16 protein-coding genes are annotated in these 23,528 nt (G+C 46.1%); 9 read left to right on the top strand and 7 right to left on the bottom strand.

Annotated elements, in window-relative coordinates:
* Nucleotides 1-2: 2 nt before the first annotated feature.
* The 5 genes from GCHA_RS18485 to tldD are packed head-to-tail and all read left to right on the top strand — an operon-like array spanning nucleotide 3 to nucleotide 8,194.
* Complete coding sequence (locus tag GCHA_RS18485; RefSeq protein WP_007991032.1) at nucleotides 3-581, top strand: Maf family protein; 579 nt, start codon at nucleotides 3-5, stop codon at nucleotides 579-581.
* A complete protein-coding gene (gene rng / locus GCHA_RS18490; protein ID WP_007991033.1) occupies nucleotides 571-2,034 on the top strand; it encodes a ribonuclease G in 1,464 nt (487 codons plus the stop codon). The genes GCHA_RS18485 and rng overlap by 11 nt, the downstream gene beginning before the upstream one ends.
* The gene (locus tag GCHA_RS18495) at nucleotides 2,031-5,936 is read left to right on the top strand and encodes a YhdP family protein (protein ID WP_007991034.1); all 3,906 of its coding nucleotides are present in this window, start codon (nucleotides 2,031-2,033) and stop codon (nucleotides 5,934-5,936) included. The genes rng and GCHA_RS18495 overlap by 4 nt, the downstream gene beginning before the upstream one ends.
* Nucleotides 5,929-6,759: a carbon-nitrogen hydrolase family protein gene (locus GCHA_RS18500; protein WP_007991035.1), complete on the top strand. Its 831-nt coding sequence runs from the start codon at nucleotides 5,929-5,931 to the stop codon at nucleotides 6,757-6,759. The genes GCHA_RS18495 and GCHA_RS18500 overlap by 8 nt, the downstream gene beginning before the upstream one ends.
* Nucleotides 6,752-8,194 (top strand): metalloprotease TldD, encoded by a 1,443-nt coding sequence (gene tldD / locus GCHA_RS18505; protein ID WP_007991036.1) that lies wholly within the window; start codon nucleotides 6,752-6,754, stop codon nucleotides 8,192-8,194. The genes GCHA_RS18500 and tldD overlap by 8 nt, the downstream gene beginning before the upstream one ends.
* Before the next feature lie 121 nt (nucleotides 8,195-8,315).
* Here tldD and GCHA_RS18510 read toward each other — a convergent pair whose 3' ends face one another.
* Both GCHA_RS18510 and yjgA read right to left on the bottom strand, forming a co-directional pair.
* On the bottom strand, nucleotides 8,316-10,751 hold the full coding sequence (locus GCHA_RS18510) for an Ig-like domain-containing protein (RefSeq protein ID WP_007991037.1): 2,436 nt from the start codon (nucleotides 10,749-10,751) through the stop codon (nucleotides 8,316-8,318).
* 5 nt (nucleotides 10,752-10,756) lie between these two features.
* On the bottom strand, nucleotides 10,757-11,284 hold the full coding sequence (yjgA, locus tag GCHA_RS18515; RefSeq protein WP_007991038.1) for a ribosome biogenesis factor YjgA: 528 nt from the start codon (nucleotides 11,282-11,284) through the stop codon (nucleotides 10,757-10,759).
* Nucleotides 11,285-11,392: 108 nt separating this feature from the next.
* Here yjgA and pmbA point away from each other — a divergent pair, with 108 nt between their 5' ends.
* The gene (gene pmbA / locus GCHA_RS18520) at nucleotides 11,393-12,718 is read left to right on the top strand and encodes a metalloprotease PmbA (protein WP_007991039.1); all 1,326 of its coding nucleotides are present in this window, start codon (nucleotides 11,393-11,395) and stop codon (nucleotides 12,716-12,718) included.
* Nucleotides 12,719-12,840: 122 nt separating this feature from the next.
* On the opposite strand, the gene GCHA_RS18525 is transcribed toward pmbA, so the two are convergent.
* Nucleotides 12,841-13,953: a hypothetical protein gene (locus GCHA_RS18525; RefSeq protein WP_007991040.1), complete on the bottom strand. Its 1,113-nt coding sequence runs from the start codon at nucleotides 13,951-13,953 to the stop codon at nucleotides 12,841-12,843.
* Nucleotides 13,954-14,131: 178 nt separating this feature from the next.
* Between GCHA_RS18525 and GCHA_RS18530 the strand changes: the two genes are divergently transcribed.
* The gene (locus tag GCHA_RS18530) at nucleotides 14,132-14,731 is read left to right on the top strand and encodes a glutathione S-transferase family protein (RefSeq protein WP_007991045.1); all 600 of its coding nucleotides are present in this window, start codon (nucleotides 14,132-14,134) and stop codon (nucleotides 14,729-14,731) included.
* Nucleotides 14,732-14,775: 44 nt separating this feature from the next.
* Here GCHA_RS18530 and GCHA_RS18535 read toward each other — a convergent pair whose 3' ends face one another.
* From GCHA_RS18535 to GCHA_RS18550, 4 genes are all read right to left on the bottom strand, one after another.
* On the bottom strand, nucleotides 14,776-15,228 hold the full coding sequence (locus GCHA_RS18535) for an NfeD family protein (RefSeq protein WP_007991047.1): 453 nt from the start codon (nucleotides 15,226-15,228) through the stop codon (nucleotides 14,776-14,778).
* Nucleotides 15,212-16,168, bottom strand: a complete 957-nt coding sequence (locus GCHA_RS18540; protein ID WP_007991049.1) for an SPFH domain-containing protein — start codon at nucleotides 16,166-16,168, stop codon at nucleotides 15,212-15,214. Before GCHA_RS18540 ends, GCHA_RS18535 begins: the two co-directional genes overlap by 17 nt.
* A 148-nt stretch (nucleotides 16,169-16,316) precedes the next feature.
* A complete protein-coding gene (pepQ, locus tag GCHA_RS18545) occupies nucleotides 16,317-17,648 on the bottom strand; it encodes a Xaa-Pro dipeptidase (RefSeq protein ID WP_007991051.1) in 1,332 nt (443 codons plus the stop codon).
* Nucleotides 17,649-17,743: 95 nt separating this feature from the next.
* Nucleotides 17,744-19,657, bottom strand: a complete 1,914-nt coding sequence (locus GCHA_RS18550; RefSeq protein ID WP_007991053.1) for a lytic transglycosylase domain-containing protein — start codon at nucleotides 19,655-19,657, stop codon at nucleotides 17,744-17,746.
* A gap of 308 nt (nucleotides 19,658-19,965) precedes the next feature.
* Between GCHA_RS18550 and fadB the strand changes: the two genes are divergently transcribed.
* Nucleotides 19,966-22,125, top strand: coding sequence for a fatty acid oxidation complex subunit alpha FadB (gene fadB, locus GCHA_RS18555; RefSeq protein WP_007991055.1), 2,160 nt, complete (start codon nucleotides 19,966-19,968; stop codon nucleotides 22,123-22,125).
* Between the two features lie 21 nt (nucleotides 22,126-22,146).
* Nucleotides 22,147-23,310: an acetyl-CoA C-acyltransferase FadA gene (gene fadA / locus GCHA_RS18560; protein ID WP_007991057.1), complete on the top strand. Its 1,164-nt coding sequence runs from the start codon at nucleotides 22,147-22,149 to the stop codon at nucleotides 23,308-23,310.
* Nucleotides 23,311-23,528 lie beyond the last annotated feature (218 nt).

Raw genomic sequence — 23,528 nt, forward strand, 5'->3', positions numbered from 1 at the left:
TTATGCTTATTTTAGCTTCTCAGTCACCCCGTCGGGCTGAGTTACTTAGTCAAATCGGTGTGCCATTTACCGCGTTAAGCGCGGATATTGACGAATCGATACTTCCGAACGAAACACCTGAAAACTATGTGCAGCGACTAGCACAACAAAAAGCTCAAGCAGGTTGGCGAGCCAGTGCCGACACTGCTAAGCGCCGGCTCGTTTTAGGTGCCGATACTGTTGTGGTTATAAACGAACAAGTCATGGGTAAACCTAAAGACTTCGATGACGCTAAGGCTATGCTAAACCTACTTTCAGGGCAGCAGCATCAGGTGTTAACCGCGGTTACTGTTACTTCAGGGCAACGCTTTGAGACTATTCTGGTTAAGACAGATGTGACTTTTTGCGCCTTAAGCCCGTCTCAGATAGAAGCTTACTGGCAAACCGGCGAGCCAAAAGATAAGGCTGGCAGTTACGCCATCCAAGGCATAGGCGGCAAATTTGTGACCCATATTAAAGGTAGTTATAGCGCCGTAGTCGGGTTACCTTTATACGAAACGAATCAATTACTTTCTCGGATGAGCCAAGCCCATGAGTGCTGAACTATTAATTAATGTTACCCCCTCAGAGTCACGAGTGGCGCTGATCGAAAATGGCATTTTACAAGAGGTCCATATCGAGCGTCACACCAAGCGAGGCTTGGTCGGCAATATATATCGTGGCAAGGTCAGCCGGGTCTTACCTGGTATGCAAGCTGCGTTTGTTGACATAGGTTTGGATAAAGCGGCATTTTTACACGCTTCTGATATTGCAATTCACAGCGAAGTGGAAGACGAAGTCTCCTCGAGTCACCTAGAAAAGCGAGATATTCGTGAACTAGTCCGTGACGGCCAGAACATAGTAGTACAAGTGGTCAAAGACCAAATTGGCACTAAAGGCGCTCGTTTAACCACAGATATTACTATTCCATCGCGTTACTTAGTGTTTATGCCCAGCGTCGAGCATGTCGGTGTATCTCAGCGTATTGAAGATGAGGCTGAGCGTGAGCGTTTGAAAAGTTTGGTGCAAGAGTACTGCAGTGAAAATGGCGGTTTTATCTTGCGCACTGCCGCAGAAGGTGTGAAGGCCCAGGAGTTGCGCCAAGACGCCGATTTTTTACGGCGCTTGTGGGAAAAAATCCGTTCACGAATGAAGAAAAAAGCCCACATCTTATACGAAGATTTACCCTTAGCGCGCCGTGTTTTACGTGACTTTGTAGGCACTGAGCTGGATCGCATTCGAATCGACTCAAAACTGTCTTTTCACGAATTACAGCAGTTTACCCGAGAGTATGTACCTGAGTTGCATCGTTTATTGGAATATTACCCAGGCGATCGGCCTATTTTTGATCTCTATGATGTCGAGAACGAATCTCAGCGCTCACTCGAACGACGTGTTGATTTAAAATCCGGTGGCTACATTATCATCGATCAGACCGAAGCCATGACCACAATTGATATCAATACCGGTGCGTTTGTGGGTCATCGAAATTTAGAAGAAACGATCTTCAATACCAATATTGAAGCGACATCGGCGATTGCTCGTCAGCTTCGTTTGCGTAATCTGGGTGGCATGATTTTAATTGATTTTATTGATATGGCTGACTCGGATCACCAGAGGCGCGTCATCCATTCACTAGAAAGTGCAACCAGTAAAGATCGCGCTAAAATCAATATACATGGCTTTACTGCGTTGGGGTTAATTGAAATGACCCGCAAAAGAACACGAGAAAGTTTGGAACATATTCTGTGCGGAGAGTGTCCTGTATGTAAGGGCCGAGGTACCGTAAAAACCGTCGAAACTGTGTGTTTTGAAATCATGCGTGAAATCGTGCGCGTTAATCGCGCCTATGATGCAGACAAGTTTGTGGTGTACGCCGCGCCCTCAGTGGTCGAAGCTTTACTAGGCGAAGAATCGCATATGCTGGCTGAATTAGAAGTATTTGTGTCGAAACAAATAAAGGTACATACCGAATTGCTCTATAACCAAGATAAATACGATGTGGTAATGATGTGAAGTCAGGCTCTTTTTATGCCGCTTACATTATCAAAAAGCTATGGTCTTGCGCTGCGATTTTACTGGTGCTGGTGGCTGTGGCAATCAGTGTTGTGCGCTACACCTTGCCCTATATGGACGGGCAAAAGCATCGAATAGAACAATGGGTTGAGGGCCAGTACGGAGTTGAAATTAATATTGGCAATATCACCGCACAATGGAAAGGCGCGGGGCCTGCGATTGTTCTTGAAGACTTGCAGTTGGTACAAAATGCCCAATCCCCCCTCAGTCTAGATATCGAGAAAACCGTTATTGAGCTGGACTTTTGGGACTCAGTATTGGCACGTCAAGTTCGCTCTCAACGTTTCGATTTAAATGGCCTGAACCTGAAAGTAGATTTGAGCTTAATGAACCAAGAGGGCAGCGACTTTCCTGTTGTTTCAGCGTTAAAACAGTTGTTTTTAGAGCAGTTGCAATCTTTTTCGGTGAGTAACAGCCAATTCGAAATCACTACCTCCCATGATCAGCAAGTGGTGTTAGTTAACCAATTGCTGTGGAGCAATAAAGGTCGTCATCACCAAGGGGTAGGCGAACTACAGGTCGAAGAGTTAGCCAGTAACTCTGCCTCTTTTACTTTAGATCTGCGCGGTGACAAAGATTCGTTGAACGGTACTTTTTATGCCAAAGCACATGAAGTCGACCTATCGCCCTGGATTAATCAGTGGCTGGCAACACGGTATGAATTAGTAGAAAGCCGTGGAAACTTTGTGGTGTGGGCAAGTATTGAAGACGGCGATATAAAAAATGCCCAACTGGATTTGGCCGATAGCCGATTTGTATGGCAAAAAGAAGATGCGCAAATCAAGGCTGCTATTTTAGGCGGCCAACTTAATGCTGAGCCAAGCAAAGAGGGTTGGATATTCAATTTGTACGATCTTGGTTTACAGGCTAACGACCGTTCGCAAACCTCTAACTGGTATGGTGAAATCAATGATAAAGGACAGGTGCATATACAAAATGCCGACCGCGTTGATTTATCTGCGATTACCCCTCTTTTGCCGCTGGCGTTAAACCCAGTTGATTTCAATGTACTACAAGGGCTTTCCCCAAGTGCGACATTGAACAAACTCAATGTGCAATTCGATAAAACCGATACCTATGCCCAAGTAAATGTGAGCCATATAGGCTGGCAACAGAGTGCAAATATTCCAGGCGTGGATAATCTTGAGCTGAATGTAAACTGGCACAACGATCAAGGTCGGGTGCAAATTAGCGGGCGGAATTCCCAGTGGAAAGTCGACAGCATAGTCGACCGCAATATTGAGTTTCAAACTGTCGATATTGATATGTATATTCAATCACTTGCACAAGGGGTCGAAATATATGCACCCCAGATAGCATTTAAAAGTGACTGGTTAAACATAGATCAGCATATGCGCTACAACACTCAAACTGGATTTCTTGCTCTTAACGGTACCATAGGCGAGTTAGATGTAGCGCAGGTGAATACGCTCTTTCCTGGAGACCTGATGGGCAAAGATACCAAAGCGTATTTGCAAAGAGCCCTCAAAGGTGGCCGAGTTAAAGGCGCAAATATTCTCTGGAACGGGCAGTTAGATCAGTTCCCCTTTGCAGGTAACCAAGGGGTGTTTCAAATTTCAGTGGGGGTTGAAGACGCACAGTTTGAATTCGCCTATGACTGGCCGCAACTCAGCGAGCTGGAAATTGACTTATTGTTTGAAAACAAGGGCCTGTTCATGCAAGCCCACTCAGGTAAATTGCTCGATGTGAATTTGTCTGATTTATCAGCGGATATCCCGAGTTTAGCTGCAGGAGCTGTTCTTACCATAGACGCTAAGGGCGCAGCTCTAGGGGCGCAAGTGAACACATTAATGAAAAGCAGCAGCTTGGCTACTAGTTTAGGAAAGGTGCTAGATGAGGTGCAGGTCAGTGATGCACTTAATGTGGATTTAAATCTCGTTATTCCCTTATCAGGTAAGGATGTAGTCGCAAGTGGTGTGGTGCATTTAGCAGACAACCGAGTTTATGTCCCGCGCGTTGATATGCGTTTGCAACATGCAAAGGGGCAAGTGGCGTTTAAAAACGAAGTGGTTGATATGAGCGGTCTGCAAGCGCAGCTTTTCGCCCAGCCTATAGAAGTTGATTTCCGTGGACGCCAGCGTAGCGAGGGTTATCTAGCCAATATCGATTTAAAGGGCGATTGGAAAATCAAACCACTTGTCGAACAGTTTGTGCCTAGTCTGGCTAGCTATGTTGACGGCGTATCCCCTTGGCATACCAATGTAAAATTGACACTACCGGAAGACGGTTTTAGCTATACGGCCAACTTGTATACCAGCTTGACCGGTGTAGGCTCACAACTGCCTCAACCACTTAACAAAACCGTTAATCAAAATAAACCCCTGAGCTTAGATGTGTCAGGTGATGAAACTGCATCAACTGTTAGCTTGAAAATGGGCTCGCAGGTCAAATTTGATGGCGTACTGCCTTATGAAACTATGCAATTTTCTCGGGCGCATCTGGCCATAGGCGAAGCGCTGGATATGCCGATGGGGTTAGGTTTTAGCGTAGCGATGAACCTACCCTATGTGAACATAGACAACTGGTATCAGGCTATTTCCTCTTTACTGCATGATTTAACTGACGATGACTCGGGTATTCCTTCTGATCAAGACAAAAAGCCTTTTATCGGCGAGCCTCAACGTATTTTCTTAAATGCTCAAAGCGCCACGGTTGCTTCTCAGCAGCTAACAGGTTTAGAGGCGGTCACCAAAAACACCGGTGATAGTTGGCAAATCAATGTTAACGCCAAGCAAGTTAGGGCGAATGTTTCCTTGTATAAAGATTGGCTAGCTAGGGGGATCAATATCTCCGCGGATTACCTCGATTTAGCCGGGTGGGAGAAAAAGGAAGGTAAAGGGATAGAATTTGAGCCTAAGCTTGAAACCTTGCCTCCAGTTGAGTTTTTGTGTGAGCGTTGCCGTTTTGAAAATAAAGACTTAGGCAGAGTAGACTTTAAATTGTCTCGGGCAGCCAATGGCATGCATATTGATTCGCTGCGTCTAAATAACGACCATGGTCTTTTATACGCCAGCGGCGATTGGTTGTTCAATCAAAACGGTAGTCACACCAAGATAGAAGGTGAGTTTAGTAGCTCAGACTTCGGTTTATTTTTGAAAGGGTTTAATTTTGACTCAGGCATCAAAGATTCTAAAGCTTCAGCCAAATTTAACTTAGATTGGCAACGCCCGCCGTTTGAATTTGACTATGCGACGTTAAATGGCAACGTTGATTGGCGACTCAGTGATGGTTACTTAACCGAGGTCACTGACAAGGGCTCACGTATTTTCAGCTTACTTAGTTTAGAGTCGCTGGTGCGTAAACTGCGCTTAGATTTTCGTGATGTGTTCGCCCAAGGTTTTTTCTATGACAAAATGAAAGGTAGCTTTCAGGTTGCACAGGGTACAGTGGATACTCGAGATACAGTGGTGGACGGTGGCGCTGGTGAAATCACCATGCAAGGCTACACCAATTTGAACACCCGAGAAGTGAATTACAATATCTCGTTTGCACCTAAAGTTACATCCAGTTTACCGCTTATTGTGGCTTATATGGTGAACCCCGCAACGGCATTAGCTGCTTTAGCATTAGATCAGGTGCTCACGTCAGCTAAAGTTATTTCCAATATCAAGTTTTCGTTAACGGGCACCCTAGATGACCCTAAATTAGAAGAGCTTGAGCGTGACAGTAAAGAAATCAGCTTACCTGCACAAACCAATCCTGCGCCTGTTGATGCTCCTAATGCAGGGCTTGCAATAGACCCCATTGGCCACAATAAAGATATAAGCTTTCCACAAGATATAGACAAAGAGCGCTTAGCGCTGGAGGTATCAGATGGCTAATCTTATTGCCCTACAAATGACGTCTACACCTGACGTGACAGAAAATCTCGATCATGTTGAGCAGCAACTGGCTAGGCTAACAGTTAACGAGCCCACCTTAGTGGTATTACCTGAATGCTTTGCCTGCTTTGGTGGGGGCGACAAAGTGTTACTCAGCATTGCTGAACCCTTGGGCAAAGGCCCTATTCAGTCGCGCTTAAGCCATATGGCCAAGCAATATGGCGTATGGTTAGTGGCGGGAAGCATGCCGCTCGAAGGCACGAACCCTGATAAGTTTACCGCGTCGTGTTTGCTGATAAATGATGCGGGTGAACGGGTGACTGAATATCAGAAAATCCATTTGTTTGATGTGCAAGTTGCCGATAACACCAAGACCTATTGTGAGTCTAAGTACACCCAAGCGGGCAGCACATTGGTCAGCGTGAAAGACACACCGTTTGGGCATTTAGGCTTAGCTATTTGTTACGATGTTCGCTTTCCTGGATTATTTCAGGCCCTGGCTGAACACCAAGCATTGGATGTAATAGCGCTGCCGGCTGCCTTTACCCAAAAAACCGGTGAAGCCCATTGGCAAGCGCTAATAAAAGCGCGGGCAATTGAAAATCAGTGCTACTTAGTGGCAGCGGGTCAAACGGGTATTCACGCCAATCAGAGACAAACCCATGGTCATTCCTGTATTATTTCACCTTGGGGTGAAACCTTAGCTGAAATACCACAGTCGGTAGGCGCGATCGACGCCCAGCTAGACCCAACCATAGTTAATCGAATTCGCCGGGATATGCCGGTCTATTCCCATAATAAATTCAGGAGTTACCTTGTCTAATCTGGTTGAACAAAACCTGCTTACTGCCGCTAATCTCGACAGAGGTCATCTGGCCAATGCGTTAGATGCCATTTATCAACATGATAATGACTTTGCCGATCTTTACTTTCAAGCAAGCCTGCATGAAACCTGGGTGCTAGAAGATGGCATCATTAAAGACGGTAGCTATAACGTCGAGCGTGGTGTGGGAGTTCGAGCGGTCAGCGGTGAAAAGACCGGTTTTGCTTATTCAGATGACATCAACCCAGAGGCATTAATGCAAGCTGCAACAGCCTCGCGCAATATCGCAGGCGCGGGTGGTAAGCATAAAGTCAACGCCCTTAAAAGCAAAAAGGTCGACGCTAAATACCATGCTGATAACCCAATTTTGGGTATGCAAGATGAAGAAAAAATAGCGCTTTTACGCGCAGTAGATAGCTATATTCGCCAACAAGAAACTGCACTTAGCCAGGTTGTAGTCAGTATTTCAGGTGTATATGAAGAAGTATTGATTGCCGCCACTGATGGCACTTTCTGTACAGATATTCGCCCACTAGTGCGCTTAAATTGTTCTGTGTTGATGGAAAAAGATGCTCGCCGTGAACGCGGTAGTTCAGGGGCTGGTGGTCGTTATGCTTATGAGTACTTCCTCAGTCAAGAAGACGGGCGCCCTCTGTACGAGAAAATTGCCGATGAAGCCATTCATATGGCGCGTGTAAACATGCGTGCGGTGGCTGCTCCTGCAGGGCAAATGCCAGTGGTATTGGGCAGTGGTTGGCCAGGTGTATTGCTTCACGAGGCAGTAGGTCATGGCTTAGAAGGCGACTTTAACCGTAAAGGCGCATCTACTTTCAGCGGACGTATGGGTCAACAGGTCGCGTCTGAAGGTTGTACTATTGTGGATGATGGCACATTGGCGAACCGCCGTGGGTCGTTGTCGGTCGATGATGAAGGCACACCGAGCCAATACAATGTATTGATTAAAGACGGCATTCTAACCGGCTATATGCAAGATAAGTTAAATGCACGCTTGATGGGTGTGAAACCAACGGGCAACGGTCGTCGAGAGTCTTATGCACACTTACCCATGCCGCGTATGACCAATACCTACATGCTAGGGGGGCAATATGCGCCTGAGGAAATTATATCGTCCATTAAAAACGGCATTTATGCCCCTAACTTTGGTGGCGGACAAGTAGACATCACCTCGGGTAAGTTTGTATTTTCTACCTCTGAGGCTTATTTGATTGAAAATGGTAAAGTCACTCAACCAATCAAAGGTGCGACGCTTATTGGTAATGGCCCAGAAGCCATGCAGAAAGTCTCTATGGTGGGTAACGACCTAGCGCTAGATAAAGGTGTAGGCGTTTGCGGTAAAGACGGTCAGAGCGTGCCTGTTGGCGTAGGTCAGCCGACGCTCAAAGTTGATGAACTTACCGTTGGCGGCACAGCCTAGATATGACTAAGCGATAGTTTACGCAGCAACTATTTGCTAAACGACCGTCGGTTCTACTTTTCAAACAATAAAAAATGGCGCGATTATCGCGCCATTTTTGTGTCTGCTGTTTTTTTAAAGTCTAGTTAAGTGTCACTATCGCACTTGTGGCCGACTCAACCCCACTAGGTGAGGTGATAACCACACTCAGTGTCGCCTGTGTTGTTTCAGTCACATCGTTTTCTAGTGTAAAAGTAGCACGTGATTCGGCGTTCACCGCTGTAATTGGCATGGTTAAATTCGTTTGCCCGTTAAGTTGCCCAGCACTGGTATTGACGATAATGTTTGAACCGCTTGCAATAGGCTGGCGAGCTGTATCAGCGAAAACCAGGGTGAAGCTCTGAGTAGCGTTTCTAGGGATTGCTGATGAGCCTGTCGTTCCTTGATAATTACTGGCAATAATAGCAGCGCTGTTATTGATAATATCAATCTGCGCGGCTGAGCTAGAGGTTACTAAAACTAATGCTCGGCGCACATGCATGGTGCTAGCCTCGTCTGTAGCACAGTTACTACCTGTACATTGAGGGCCGTTAAATAAGGTATCGGGGGCATCAAAATTTCCATTGGCATTGTAATCAAGGAAAATCTCACCCGCATCGCGAACGCCATCTTCATCATCATCCCGCCAAGCTTCGCTTATATCCACAAAGCCGGTTTGGCCATATAAGCTATTACCGAATCCGCTGTCTGTGTCATCGTCAATGGCACCGCCATCCGCATCGTCGTATATGTTGTTGCCGTTGCTGTCGAACAACGTTTCATGGCCAATTGCAGTGGCTAATATCGTAATGCGATGATCCGGTACAGTAGGGTTAGCGCTCACCCAAGTTACTCCGCAGGCACCTGATACCGTAGTACAACTACCGTCGATAGAGCCACCTTCAGCGGTAAAGCTAACTGCAGTTCCATCAGGTACTGGGTTATTAAAGGTATCTGCCAAGCGTACGACTAAGTTTACTTCTTGCTCATTGATATTAAACGCTTCTGGATTTAAGTTATCAGCGGTTACGGTGAAGCTGTTTTGGTCTGGAAGGCCAGTGTTAACCGTTAATAAGTCAGATTGGGTGACAATGGTTTCACCAGATTCAGTTTCGACTTCAGCGGTTACCCGCACCGAGGTTGGCACATCACCAGCAGTAACACGCGTGCTCACTTGGCCCTGTGAATTAGTCAGGCCTGTGCTGGATGAAAGCGTTAAACCACCCGTTTCGGTATTTAAGCTAAATGCTACTTCTTGCTGGGCTAAAGGATTACCCAATGCGCCGTTCACTTGAAACACCAAGGTTGAAACAGACGAACTGTTTTGTCCACCAGTGCCACGAAGCACTAAAGAACTCGGTTCTGCTGAGACAAATGCCAAAGAGCCAATAGATTCAGCCTGAATCGAAATTGTTTGGGATACGCTTAGCGTTGCGTTGTTGACCACTACAGAGGCGACAATAGAATCGGTATTACCCTCGCCACCGGCACAGCTTTGGTCTTCAAAAGTGGCGTTCGCTACCCCATTTATTGTATTGACTAAGGTGTCTATGGTGGCAAAGCCATCGGCAACACAGTTAGAACTAAAAGTGACCGGAGTTTGGGTTAATATGCGCTGGTCATTTTCATCTACCAGTACAACAGAGAGACCTAAAGTGCCACCTGCGCTGATCTCTACATCGCCCTCGGTGTTGCGGGTACTCACACCTAATTGGTTTTCAATAAATACGTCGTCTTCGTCGAAATAACCCAATCGAATTACTTGCTCGCTTATCGCCCCAGCGGCTTGTATTTCATAGTTAAGCGAGCTGGCCAAATCAACATCATTGACTACTGCTATGGCCGTTGCTACGCCAGCGCCAATATCACTGTCAGTGGCTGATAACGTGACCTGTGCCACACCATTGCTATCGGTTAAAGCTGAATCTGTATTTAATGTGCCGCGCTGTGCACTGAAGGTCACAATAACACCGGCAATGGGGTCATCATTCTCGTCTACGATTTGGGTCTGCAATTGCACATCGGTATCGGCCTGAAAGCGATTGACTCCCTGACCATTGTTAAGCATCGCCATGCTGACCACGGCAGTTTCATTGGCGGTAGTTGTGGCACTTAGATACTCATAGTTTTGCGTAGCACTTGCATCGTCGTAAGTGGCACTTAATTCAGCAGCACCGATTTCGGTGTTCTCACTAGAGATAGTAATTTGCGCGACACCTTGGCTATCGGTCAATTTCGTGGTGCTCGACAGCGTCCCTAATGAGCCGCTAAAGGTGACTATTTCACCTTGTACTGGGTTACCGTCTTGTAACAATGTGGCTTCGATGCAGGCTACTTGGCCCGAGGTGAAGCTTTGAGTAGGGGTAGAGCATTGGTCATCAAATGTAGATAGGGCTAGGGTATAATTAGCTGTGTCACTGCTTGAATCACCGCCTGAGCCAAATGGGTCATCACCATTTTCTCCAGACACCCCACCACCACAACTGGTTAACGCAAAAAGCGCTAACCACACTATGTACTTCGGTAACCTAATACTCATATTTATTATCCGTCTATTGAAGATTTAAGATATTTAAATAACTCGCGAGCCGCCTTGGGCGGTTTATTATCCGCTTGTTGCTTTGCCGCTTGGCGAACCAACTGGCGTAATTTCTGACGTTCTAAAATAGGATGCTCTACTAGTACTTCTTCAATTGCGCTATCACCTTGGGCTATTAAGTTATCGCGCAATATCTCTAATTTGTGAAATTTTTGATTGGTTTTTTGATGAGAAGCCTGAATTTGCAGTAAAGCTTGCTCGATTGGGGTCACGTCCCGATGGCGCATTAATTTACCAATCAACTGCAATTGACGACGGTAACCTTCTTTTTTACGTAAAATCCGCCTTGCCAACATCACAGCGTCAAGTAATTCCTGATCCATTGGAATTTTAGCTAATGCAGTTGGGCTCAAATCTACTAGGGATACCCCTAGCTTTTGCAAATCATTCATTTGATTTTTGATCTGCGTTTTACTCAGTTGAGTGTCTTCTTGTTCTACTTCAAATTCGTTTTTATCTGGAGATACGGCCATAACAATGTCTTTAATGGTACACTAGGAAAATATTGTAACCTTGTATTGGCGATTAATATAGTTAGTCGTTAGTCGCCCAAGGTAATCTCGTTTGATAGTGAAGGGTGTATGCAGCAGCAATTAACGGATATCCAACAAATAGTCGAAGATGTACTTAAACTGGCCAAAGAAAAAGGCGCTACGCAGGCTGAAGCTAGCATGTCGAAGGTGAAAGGCATCGCCGTTTCTTCTCGTTTGAAAGAAGTCGAAACGGTGGAGTTTACAAACGATGGCGGATTAGGGATCACCGTCTACAAAGGTCAGCGTAAAGGCAGTGCATCTACTGCTGATTTAAGCCCTGATGCATTGCGTTTAACCGTTGAAAAAGCCATCGAAATTGCCAAGTACACAGGGGAAGATGACTGCTCAGGTTTGGCCGATAAAGCGCTAATGGCATTTGAGCCACAGGATCTTGATTTATATCACCCTGTTGAACTTAATACTGATTTTGCTATTGAGCAGGTTATTAAAGCCGAAACCGCAGCCTTAGGGCGCGATCCTCGCATAACCAACTCTGATGGTGCATCGTACAATGCGAACTTAGGCACCAAAGTATACGGTAATAGTCATGGCTTAAATGTGGGTTACAACAGTAGCCGTTACAGCATGAGCTGTGTGGTTATCGGTGAGCAAGACGGAGACATGCAGCGCGATTACAGCTACACAGTCGATCGCCAAGCTAACTTGATGGCAAGCCCTGAGCAAATCGGTAAAGAATCAGCTGAATTTACCTTAGCGCGCTTAGGTGCCCGTCAAATCAAAACGGCCAAGGTGCCAGTATTGTTTGACAAAGAAATTGCGTCTGGCCTCATTGGTCACTTTATCAGTGCTATTAGCGGTGGCAATTTATACCGTAAATCCTCTTTTTTACTGGATAAACTCGGCGAGCAGGTTTTACCTAGCTGGTTTAACATCAGTGAGCGCCCGTTTATTATGCGCGGCTTGGCTAGCTCAGCGTTCGACCATGAAGGTGTGCGCACCAAAGACAGCGAAATTGTCACTGACGGCGTGCTTAATCAATATTTACTGACCAGCTATTCAGCGCGTAAAATGAAGATGCAAACCACTGGGCACGCAGGTGGTATTCATAATTGGTTAATTAAGTCCTCTGGGCAAAGCGACCAGCAAATGTTAGCCGAACTAGGCACAGGTCTGTTGGTGACTGAGTTGATGGGGCAAGGTGTGAACGTGGTGACCGGAGATTACAGTCGCGGCGCCGCAGGGTTCTGGGTCGAGAATGGGGTTATTCAATACCCAGTACATGAAATCACCATTGCGGGCAATTTGGCTGACATGTTGAAAAACATTGTGGCAGTGGGCGCAGAAATAGAAAGCCGCGGTAGCATTCAAACCGGTTCTATTTTAATTGATAACATGCAAGTCGCTGGCGACTAAAACGCGTTCTAAAATGACAAAAGCCCACGATAAATGGTATTACTATCGCTGGGCTTTTGTATTTTTCCTCTTCTCGAATTTACTATTTAACCTGAGCTAGGCTTATCCAGTAATCAGGTTATTTAACTGATTAAATCATGAATTTTATTCAGCGACGGCAGAGGTTGCGTGTCTTGATAGAATAGACGATTTAAGCGCCCTAGTAAGTTAACGCTGCGCGTTGGGTCGTGAGCCTTTTTACGATGCTCGCTGGTGGTTTCTAAGAACTCCCAAGGCTTTAAGTTCCATGCAGCAATTTGTTTAGGTGTTGAGCCCACCGCTGCCACAGTGCTTAAAATGCGTTCGGTTTTACTCTCGTTAGTGGATATTAAATCGTTTTGATAAGTGCTCTCTAATGGGGCGGCAATGGCTGCTATGGTGCTGTCAATCGCTTGCCAAATTTGGTCATGATCAAAGCTTTGGCCTGCAGGGGCGTAATATCCCATTACTTCCCATTCTAGCTCGGCATTGCCCTTGGCTATTGAGCTGCCAATTTCCGCAGAATAGGCTAAATCAGGGCGGGCTCCAATATTATACGCATCCACAGATAGCCCCACACACACTGCGATATCACCGAAACGTTTAGGGTCGTAGTAGATTGCTTCAAATGCGGCTCGTTTAACGCCCATCCAGCCGTGTACAACGGGCTCAGCTAATGCAAATTGACGTACTTCATCTGGTAGGTCTTCACCGTATTTGTCGATAAATAAATGGGATGGGTCCTGGGCTAAATGTGCATCTTGCACCCAAACTTCGTACTCTTGGCGATTATCTGCCTTTCCTCGACTTTTTATGCCGTAAGACAAGTTAATGGGCCGGCAGATGTCGCGGTTTTCGCCGTCTTTATGGAAAAACTCTGAGCGAAAGCGTTTGATGAATGGCGCATCACTACCGGCTATCGCGGCAGTAGGATAACGAAAACCAATTTCACTTTTGGGGATGATATGAAAACCTGGAATGCTTTTTTCAAGCTGACTTTTAACGCCGCGCAATACCTCTACATTGGGTACGACTATGCTGCGTTCAGGCTCAATGGTTAGGCGACGCCCATCAGGGGTAATAAATTTTGGAGTTTTGTGAAACTCGTGGTTGGTTAAACCCAGTTGAGATACATATTCGCTGCGTAATAAAGCTAATTCAGAGAACAAAGCATCGTGGTTTCTAATGTGTTTAAACAATGGGCGGTTTTCAGCCATAGGTGCATTCTTCTCTATTGTGGGTTACTTTCACATTTTGTTGCTGGTCATTTTTTTAATATTCCTGTTTGTTTATATGGATTTATACACAAAAATACAAGCGTTATAGGTCAGTACACTGCCAGTTTTATTGGCTTGGGATTGGGTTAAGCAAGGCATTTAAATAAGGTGATGAAAGATGAAAATCTACGGGGATGAACAATCTGGCAATTGCTACAAAGTGAAACTGATGTGCGCCTTACTGAATATTCAGCACGAGTGGATCCATGTGGATATATTAGCCGGTGGTACTAATGCTCAAGCATTTTTAGCCAAGAACCCGAATGGGAAAATCCCTTTACTTGCCCTTGATGACGGGCGTCATTTGTGGGAATCAAACGCTATTATTAATTATTTGGCGATGGGCAGTGATTTACTGCCTAGTGATGCATTTGATTTAGCGAAAGTGCAGCAATGGCAATTTTTTGAACAGTACAGTCATGAACCTTATATTGCAGTTGCTCGCTTTATTGCTAAATACCTAGGGTTACCTGATAGCAAAAAAGCTGAATATGAAGCCAAGCAAGCAGGCGGGCATAAAGCACTTGCCGTGATGGAAACACAATTAGAGCAATCGCCATTTCTCACTGGCGAACATATGAGTACAGCGGATGTAAGTTTATACGGCTATACCCATGTCGCGCACGAAGGTGGCTTTGATTTGTCCTTGTATCCTGCGGTGCAGGCGTGGTTAGCACGTATAGAAGCTTTGCCGAAATATATTCCTATGGGGCAATGAGCAGCGAGGATAAAATAACGACAAAGCCTGCACTGAAGTGTGAATTACGCACAAGGCTTAATAGTGATTTGCCCTACGTCCACAGCGATGACTTCCACCTTGGTGCCACTGGCGATTGGTTGTTCGCTGACTAAGCGCCAGTTTATTCCAGAGTATTGATAGATAGCCGGCTGTTCAGCGCTGGTGTCTGCGGCAAGTATAAACTGGTGACCAATCATGTCATTGCTGGCTTTTTTAGGATCCACGTCTTTTTGCATATTTTTAAGTGGTTTCCATAAAAATACTGCGAGCACTGCTGTAAACAGGGATACAAACAGGGTCGCGTTAAGCGCGGTATCCGGCACAATGCCAAATTGAATCAATATGCCGGTGATAAGGGCAGCACCGCCGACAAAAAACAGTACAAATGTGGAAAACCCAAGTACCAGAATTTCAATTGCTAATAGCAAAAGGCCAAGGCTGATTAAGCCTATGCCCAGATTATCGCTTAGCCACATCATATTTTGCTCGGTTTAGTGAGTTAATAATGGTGGTGGCTTGTGCCACAACGCCCGCAATGTCGGTGCCGCTATCGGGCAATAACACGACTGATGATTCTTTGGCTATGGCCTCTTTTGCTTCGATGGCTTTGGTCGCTAAGTCGAGCTGAATGGCTTTTTGGCCTTCTTCGGTTGCAGCAGCTTCACCTACCTGACGCAGAGCTTCAGCTTGAGCAGCAGCGACAGCCACTATGGCTTTCGCTTCACCTTCAGCGCGCAATACCGCCTCTGATTTATCTGCTTCAGCGGCAAGTACCACTGAGGCTTTCTCACCTTCTGCGCGGTTAATGGCTGCTTGTCTGTCACCTTCTGATTCGAGTATCTGGGCGCGTTTTACTCGCTCTGCCTTCATTTGTGCTTCCATGGCTTCCATCACCGATAGTGGCGGCACAATATCTTTGATTTCGTAACGTAAAACTTGAATACCCCAAGGGCCTGATGCTTCATTGATAGCAGCCACTATGTTGGTGTTCAGTATATCTCGCTCTTCAAACGTTTTATCTAGCTCCATCTTACCCAGCTCAGAACGCATGGTGGTTTGCGCCAATTGGGTGACGGCAAAAACATAGTCATCTATACCGTAAGTAGCTTTGTATGGGTCAAGCACACGAAAGTACAACACGCCGTCTACTGACAGCGAAATGTTGTCTTTGGTGATCGCACTTTGCTCGGGCACGTCGACGGCTTTTTCTTTTAATGAACGATCCGCTGCGACTCGGTCGATAAAGGGCAGTATGAAATTAAGGCCCGCTTCCTTGGTGGATTGATATTTCCCAAAACGCTCAATCACGTAGGCGCGGTTTTGTGGCACAAACTTAATTGAGGATTTAAGCAGTACAATAATAAACACCAAAAGCAGTGTTTGAACTGAGAGTAAATAACTAAGTAAAACGTCCATATATCTCTTCCTATTTAAATGCCCTATGAGGCGGTATTGTTAATTATTCTACTTGTTTGGCATAAAAGTGCTTGAAATGGGCAGGTCGATTTACCCGCCCCAATATAGCTAAATCCCTAACGTCTTTCGTTTTATCAGCACTGGGTGTTTAGTTTAAACCGAGGTCACGGGTCATATTTTCGTTCTTATCACGATGCACAATGATGTTGTCTTCAATGCGAATGCCGCCAAAAGGCCTAAAGCTATCAACGATATCCCAGTTTATAAACTTAGACTTCTCTGTGCTCTTTAAATCAGCCAGCAAGCTATCAATAAAGTATAAACCAGGTTCTATGGTAAACACTTGACGCGCCTCAATCATACGGGTGGTGCGTAAAAATGGATGCTCTGGGGGTGGCGGGTTCGGTGTGCCGCGATCATCTGCTACATGCCCTGCTACATCGTGAACCTGTAGCCCCAAGAAATGGCCTATACCATGGGGGAAAAACGTACTGACTATTTGCTCGGCAACAATATCTTGGGCAGATAAATTAACAATATCAAATTGATGCAATAGCTGAGCAACATGCTCGTGTGCAGCAATATGTATGTCACTGTAGGGTACGCCTGGTTTTAGCATGTCTGCTAGGGTTAACGTAACCTGATCCATGCCCTTTATCAGCTCGGCAAAGTGGCTACTATTGGCAATATTTTCATTGCAATATGTGCGGGTAATGTCGGCTGCGTAGCCATGAAAGTTGGCTCCTGCATCAATTAAAAAAGAGCGTGATACCTCTGGGGCAACAACGTCTTGCTCCATGTAATGCAAAATGGCGCTATTCTCGTTTAAGGCGGTAATATTGTTGTACGGGACTTGGTTATCGCTTTGGCGCACGGCGGCTAAATAGGCTTGATTGATATCGAATTCGCTTTTCCCTGCGCTGAAGGCAGCGGCAGCAGCCTTGTGCCCAGCGACCGCTAACGCGTTCGCTTGGCGCATACAAACTAGTTCATAGTCTGTTTTATAGGCGCGTTGATAATGCAGGTAGTTTAGCACTCTGTCAGGGTTGACCAAATCAAAGCCCAATGCCTTTGCTACCTCAATATATTCACCGATATACGCAAAGCGGCTTCTGTCGTAAGGTAGGTGTTTTTCCACTGCATCGGCTTGAGTTAAAAGTACTACGTCGAACTGTTCGACCCAAAAATCATTGGGCTCAGGTGGCACTTTATGCCAGAAATCTTTCGGGCGATAAAAAATCAGCTTGGGTTTGTCGCTACCGTTAACGATTAACCAGCAGTTAGGGTTATCAATAACCGGCAACCACGCTTTGAATTGAGGGTTACACTTAAACGGGTAGTTGTTGTCATCTAAGAACATGCGCTTGGCTTGGCCTGAGTGAATGATTAACCCGTCAATACCTTCGCGCGACAGCGCCTCTTTGGTACGGGTTTGTAACTCAGAAATATGTTGCGGATAAAGTTCGGCTAACTGCTGCATGTTTATGGTCCATGGCTCTTGGGTAATTCATCTCTTTACGTTACCACAACCCTCGATTATCGCGCTAGCTAGGGTTGCGACAGGGCTCACTCCCTCTATTGCTGAATAGGGGCTATTTGCATATCCACCAACTCTTTAAACACTTGGCTGGGTTGGCCTAACCGCTGGGCATATATCTGTTTGTATGCCATAACGGCCTTCACGTAATTGCGGGTTTCTTTGTAAGGAATCGTTTCCACCCAAATATCCATAGGAACGGCATCACGCTCGGGTAACCAATCTAATACTTTGCGCCAGCCAGCATTATAAGATGCAGTTGCTAGCACAGGGTTGTTGTCCATTTTGTCCATTAAATAGCGCATATATTGAGTGCCGTATTCTACGTTCTGTTTCGGGTCGAATAAGCTACTACTGCCGACTTTCTTTTTGGCTAAATAATTGGCGGTACCTGGCATCAACTGCATTAAACCTCTGGCCCCAGCGTGGGAGTTTGCATCAGGCATAAAGGAGCTTTCACGGCGCACGATCGCAAAGGCCCAAGCGGGGTCAACATGGTTTTTATTTGCACTGTTGATTAAGGTTTCATCAAAGGCGATCGGAAAGCGCCGCTCTAAATCGTCTAAATAGCCCACTCTAGCGAATGTGAATATCGCTTGGTCATGCCACTTCCAGCTATCGGCCAATACCGCGGCCATTAAGCTTTGCTGTTCATTCAGACCTTGCTGTAAATCGTACCATTCTCGTCTTGCGCTTAGGCTTCTGCCTAGCTGCAAAAACTCATAGGCACGTTTTGCTTGTGGCATGTTGGAAACTTCTAATAATTGCTCAGGGCTAAAGCGTAAAGTTTTGTCATGCAAGCTAGGCTGCTTGGCTAATTTTCCGCTAGCCATAAACCCATAGTAATGTCGCTGGTTCGCCAACTTGTTGAACGTTTGCTGAGCTAAGTCGCCGGCTTTTAATTGCTCGTAGGTGCGGCCCAACCAATACTGAAACGCTAAATCTTGGGCGATACCTGACGGGGCAGCTTCTATTAATTCCAGTGCATGTTGCCAGTTGCCTAAGCGAAGCACGTGGGCTAAATGCCAGCGAAATAACTCGATGTCAGTTGAATCGGCACTGGCTTTATCTAGCCATAATTCAGCCTGAGAATGGTCGGCTACGGCCAAGGCGATGGCGAAGCGTTCAGTCATTTCTTTACGCTGTGGGGCGCTAAAAGCAAAACGTTTTTCAAGGGCGTACCAGCTTTTTAAAGCCAGATCAGGGTGACTAAAAGCCAAGCGTTTCAAACCGTAAATTAGTATTTGGGTTTCTTTGCTGACGTGTTTGTGGGGAAATCTGGAACCACGGCTTACGTTGCTGGCATCCCGGCGCACGGCGAGCCACAAATCAGCCAGGTAGCGCTCATTTTCTGGTAGCAGCTTTTTTAAATAAGGGATCAAAGTATGTTTGCCGCGAGTCGCTGCAAGTACTAGGCGTTGCCAAACCATGTCTTTGGTCAGTAAGCCCGCCTTTTTCCATTCACGGAAAACATAATCACAAGCTTTCGGTTGTGAGTTACCGACAATCCACAATCTTGGCACTTCTGTTAACGCTACTTCGCGCTCGCTAGGGTCAGACAGCCTGAATTCAATGTTTTTGCATGCCAGTTCGGCGTTGCCAGTGTTGGTATAGGCGGCTAAAAATTCTGCCTTGCGCTGTGATTTAGCTAAATATTGAAGCCACGCTTTGCGCAAAGAGCGGTCTAAAGGCGTGTTTTTATATTTTTCAAGGAAAGCTTCTATCTGCGGACCATTTTTTCTATTGATGTTGTTCATCAATGCTTTCAACTGGACATACGGTAGCAAAGGATAGTCTACTAATTGTTCAACTAGCCTTTGATACGCAGCGCTTTGCGGGTTGTAAGCCAGTGATTCTGCTTCGACGAAAATTTCGCGCTGATGTTGTTGTTTTTGCTCTGTTGAAGAAAGTGTTGTCGTTGCCTGAGATGAGAAGCAGGCTAGCAGAAGCAACAGAATATGGAGAATACGCAGAATAACCCTGCCTCATTCGTTGGTTAAATAACTTCCATAAGATATCTGTAATCGGGGCTATGGGACAACCTAAGTTTCAACATATTTAACTGGCATGACCAGTTGAAATATGGCAACGTACCCCAATTTGATAATTGTTATAAATTAGTTGTTGTTTTGATATTAAGATATTAACCAGCGCATTGCTTAGCAGCCCCGCTCAGGAGCAATGCATAGTCATAAATCGAAATCTGAACAGTCATACAGTTTAATACCCTCAATCCTGGCCAAAGCCAAAGGAGAAAATAATGATATATGAAGGCAAAAGCCTCAACGTAACGCTGTTGCCAAACGGCATTGCAGAGCTTGTATTCGATGCTCAAGGTTCGGTGAATAAATTTGATCGTCAAACGGTTAGCGAACTAGACGAAGCAACTCAAGCCCTCAAAAGTCAGTCAGACGTTAAAGGCGTGTTGGTTCGCTCGAATAAGTCGACCTTTATCGTAGGGGCCGATATTACTGAATTCACTGGCTTGTTCGATATGCCTGCAGAAGAAGTATTAACCTGGGTAGCGAAGACGTCTCAAGTATTCGATAGATTCGAAGACTTACCTTTCCCGACCATTTCGGCTATCAACGGTTTCGCTTTAGGCGGCGGTTGTGAAATGACCCTAGCCTGTGACTTGCGAGTTGCTGACACCACAGCAGCCATTGGTTTACCAGAAGTTAAATTGGGCCTAATGCCCGGTTTTGGTGGCACTGTACGTTTGCCTCGCCTAATCGGTGCCGATAATGCCCTAGAGTGGATGACCACCGGCCGTGACCGCAAAGCCGCGAAAGCATTAGCAGAAGGCGCAGTGGATGCTGTTGTCGCGCCTGAAAAATTACGTGATGCAGCCCTTAGTATGTTGCAAGACGCTATTGACGGTAAGTTTGGCTGGCAAGCACGTCGCGCGCAAAAACAAGCGCCGCTTAAGCTAAACAAAAATGAATCCATGATGAGCTTCTCAACAGCTAAAGCTATGGTTTTTGCTCAAGCAGGTAAGCATTACCCAGCACCACACGCTATGGTTGATACGGTTGCAAACGCAGCCCGTTTAGACCGCGCGGGTGCGCTTGAACTTGAAAACCAAGGTTTTACTCAATTAGCCAAAAGTGATGCAGCTAAAGCTCAAGTGGGTATCTTCCTTGCTGATCAGTTAGTGAAAAGCAAAGGTAAAAAACAAGCCAAGGCCGCAACGAAAGACGTAAAACAAACGGCTGTTTTAGGCGCAGGGATCATGGGTGGCGGTATTGCTTATCAGTCAGCTGTGAAAGGCACGCCAGTTATCATGAAAGACATCAACCAAGGCGCATTGGATCTTGGCTTGAATGAAGCGGCAAAAATTCTTGGTAAAGGCATGCAGCGCGGTAAAGTGACCCCAGCTGTAATGGCTAGTACCTTGAACAACATCGTTCCGACCCTTGAATACTCAGCGATTAAAGACGTTGATTTGGTCATCGAAGCGGTTGTTGAAAACCCGAAAGTCAAAGGCATAGTGCTGAAAGAAACAGAGCAAAATGTGTCTGATGACACAGTGATTTGCTCAAACACTTCGACAATTTCTATTAATCAGCTCGCCGAAAGTTTAGAAAAACCAGAGCGTTTCTGTGGCATGCATTTCTTTAACCCTGTGCACAAAATGCCTTTGGTGGAGATCATCCGCGGCGAAAAAACCACTGATGCCACGATTGCAACAGTGGTAGCGGCAACGCTGAAAATGGGTAAAACCCCGATTGTGGTTAATGATTGCCCAGGTTTCTTGGTAAACCGTGTGTTGTTCCCTTATTTTGCGGGCTTTAGCAAGCTAGTGATGGACGGCGCTGACTTTGTTGCAGTAGACAAAGTGATGGAGAAAATCTTCGGTTGGCCTATGGGCCCTGCTTACCTACTTGACGTAGTAGGCATGGACACGGCTGATCACGCATCAAGCGTAATGGCCGATGGCATTCCAGAGCGTATGCAAAAAATCGAAAACGACCCTGTTACCTTGTTGTATAAATCTGAGCGTTTAGGTCAGAAAAATGGCAAAGGTTTCTACAACTTCAGTGTCGATAAACGTGGTCGCCCGGCGAAGAAATCCGCAGATGAAGCCTACGAATTGTTCGCACCACATTGTGCTGACAAACGTGACTTCGAGGCAGATGAAATCATTGCCCGAGTGATGATCCCTATGGCGAATGAAGCGATTCGTTGTTTAGAAGAAGGCATAGTAGGCAGTGCAGCAGAAGCTGACATGGCCTTGTTGTACGGTTTAGGCTTCCCTCCATTTAGAGGCGGTGTGTTCCGTTACATCGAAACCATGGGCTTGGCTAACTTTGTAGCCCTTGCCGACAAATACGCGGATTTAGGTCCGATTTATCAGATTTCTGACGGTGTGCGCGAAATGGCCGTCTCAGGTAAATCTTATTTTTCTCAATCAGCCTAAATTGCACCAGAGGACAAGAACATGAAAGAAGTCGTAGTAGTCGATTGTATTCGTACCCCAATGGGGCGCTCGAAAGGCGGTATATTCCGCAACGTACGTGCTGAAACCTTATCAGCACATCTTATGAGTAAATTGGTTGAACGTAACCCAAACCTCGATCCTAACGAGATTGAAGACATCATTTGGGGTTGCGTGCAACAAACTAAAGAGCAGGGCTTCAACATCGCCCGTAACGCTCAGTTATTAACAGACATTCCGCGCACTGTCGCAGCCGTAACGGTGAACCGTTTATGTGGCTCATCTATGCAAGCTTTGCATGATGCAACAAGCGGCATCATGAGTGGTCGCGGTGATGTGTACATGATTGGCGGTGTTGAGCATATGGGCCATGTACCTATGGACTTCAACATTGATTTTCACCCTGGGATTGCCAAGACCGCAGCTCGCGCGTCAGGCAGCATGGGGATGACAGCTGAATTACTAGGTCGTCAAAACGGTATTACCCGTGAAATGCAAGATGCATTCGGTGCACGTTCACATCAAAAAGCCCATGCCGCTGCTGTTGAAGGGCGCTGGGAGAATGAAATTGTGGCCACTGAAGGTCATGACGCTGACGGTATTTTACGTCTAATTGATACTGATGAAACGGTACGCCCTGACTCAACGGCAGAAAGTATGTCTGGTTTACGCCCTGTGTTCGACCCTGTTAATGGTACGGTCACTGCGGGTACATCGTCAGCGTTATCTGATGGTGCATCAGCTATGTTGATCATGTCTGCTGATAAAGCAAAAGCCCTAGGCCTAACACCACGTGCGAAAATTCGTGCGATGGCCGTTGCTGGTTGTGACGCCGCTATCATGGGCTTTGGCCCTGTACCAGCTACCCAAAAAGCGCTTAAGCGTGCTGGCATGACAATGGCTGACATCGAGCTAGCTGAGTTTAACGAAGCATTCGCAGCGCAGGCATTGTCGTGTATCAAACAGCTTGGCTGGCTAGATACATATGAAGACAAGGTAAACTTAAACGGTGGTGCGATTGCGCTAGGACATCCATTAGGTTGCTCTGGTTCTCGTATCTCTACTACCTTGCTTAATTTGATGGAAGCGAACGATAAATCTATCGGTTTAGCGACTATGTGTATTGGTTTAGGTCAAGGTATTGCAACTGTATTTGAGCGTGTATAGCGGTTGTATTGAGTTGCTTTGATTTGATTAAGGGGCGCCATAAGGCGCCCTTTTTGTTTGTGGTTTTAGTGACTTCATGTACTGCGCATATCTAAACGCTGCGCTTGCTTATGGCCTGCGGCCACAGAGGATGCACTTCGTGCACGTAAAGCATGCGCTTCGCTTACCAGCATCCATGCTGGGTATGACAGACCATCCGTGGTCAGCCAGTCACTTTT

This window comes from Paraglaciecola chathamensis S18K6, from assembly GCA_000314955.1.
GTDB lineage: Bacteria > Pseudomonadota > Gammaproteobacteria > Enterobacterales > Alteromonadaceae > Paraglaciecola > Paraglaciecola chathamensis.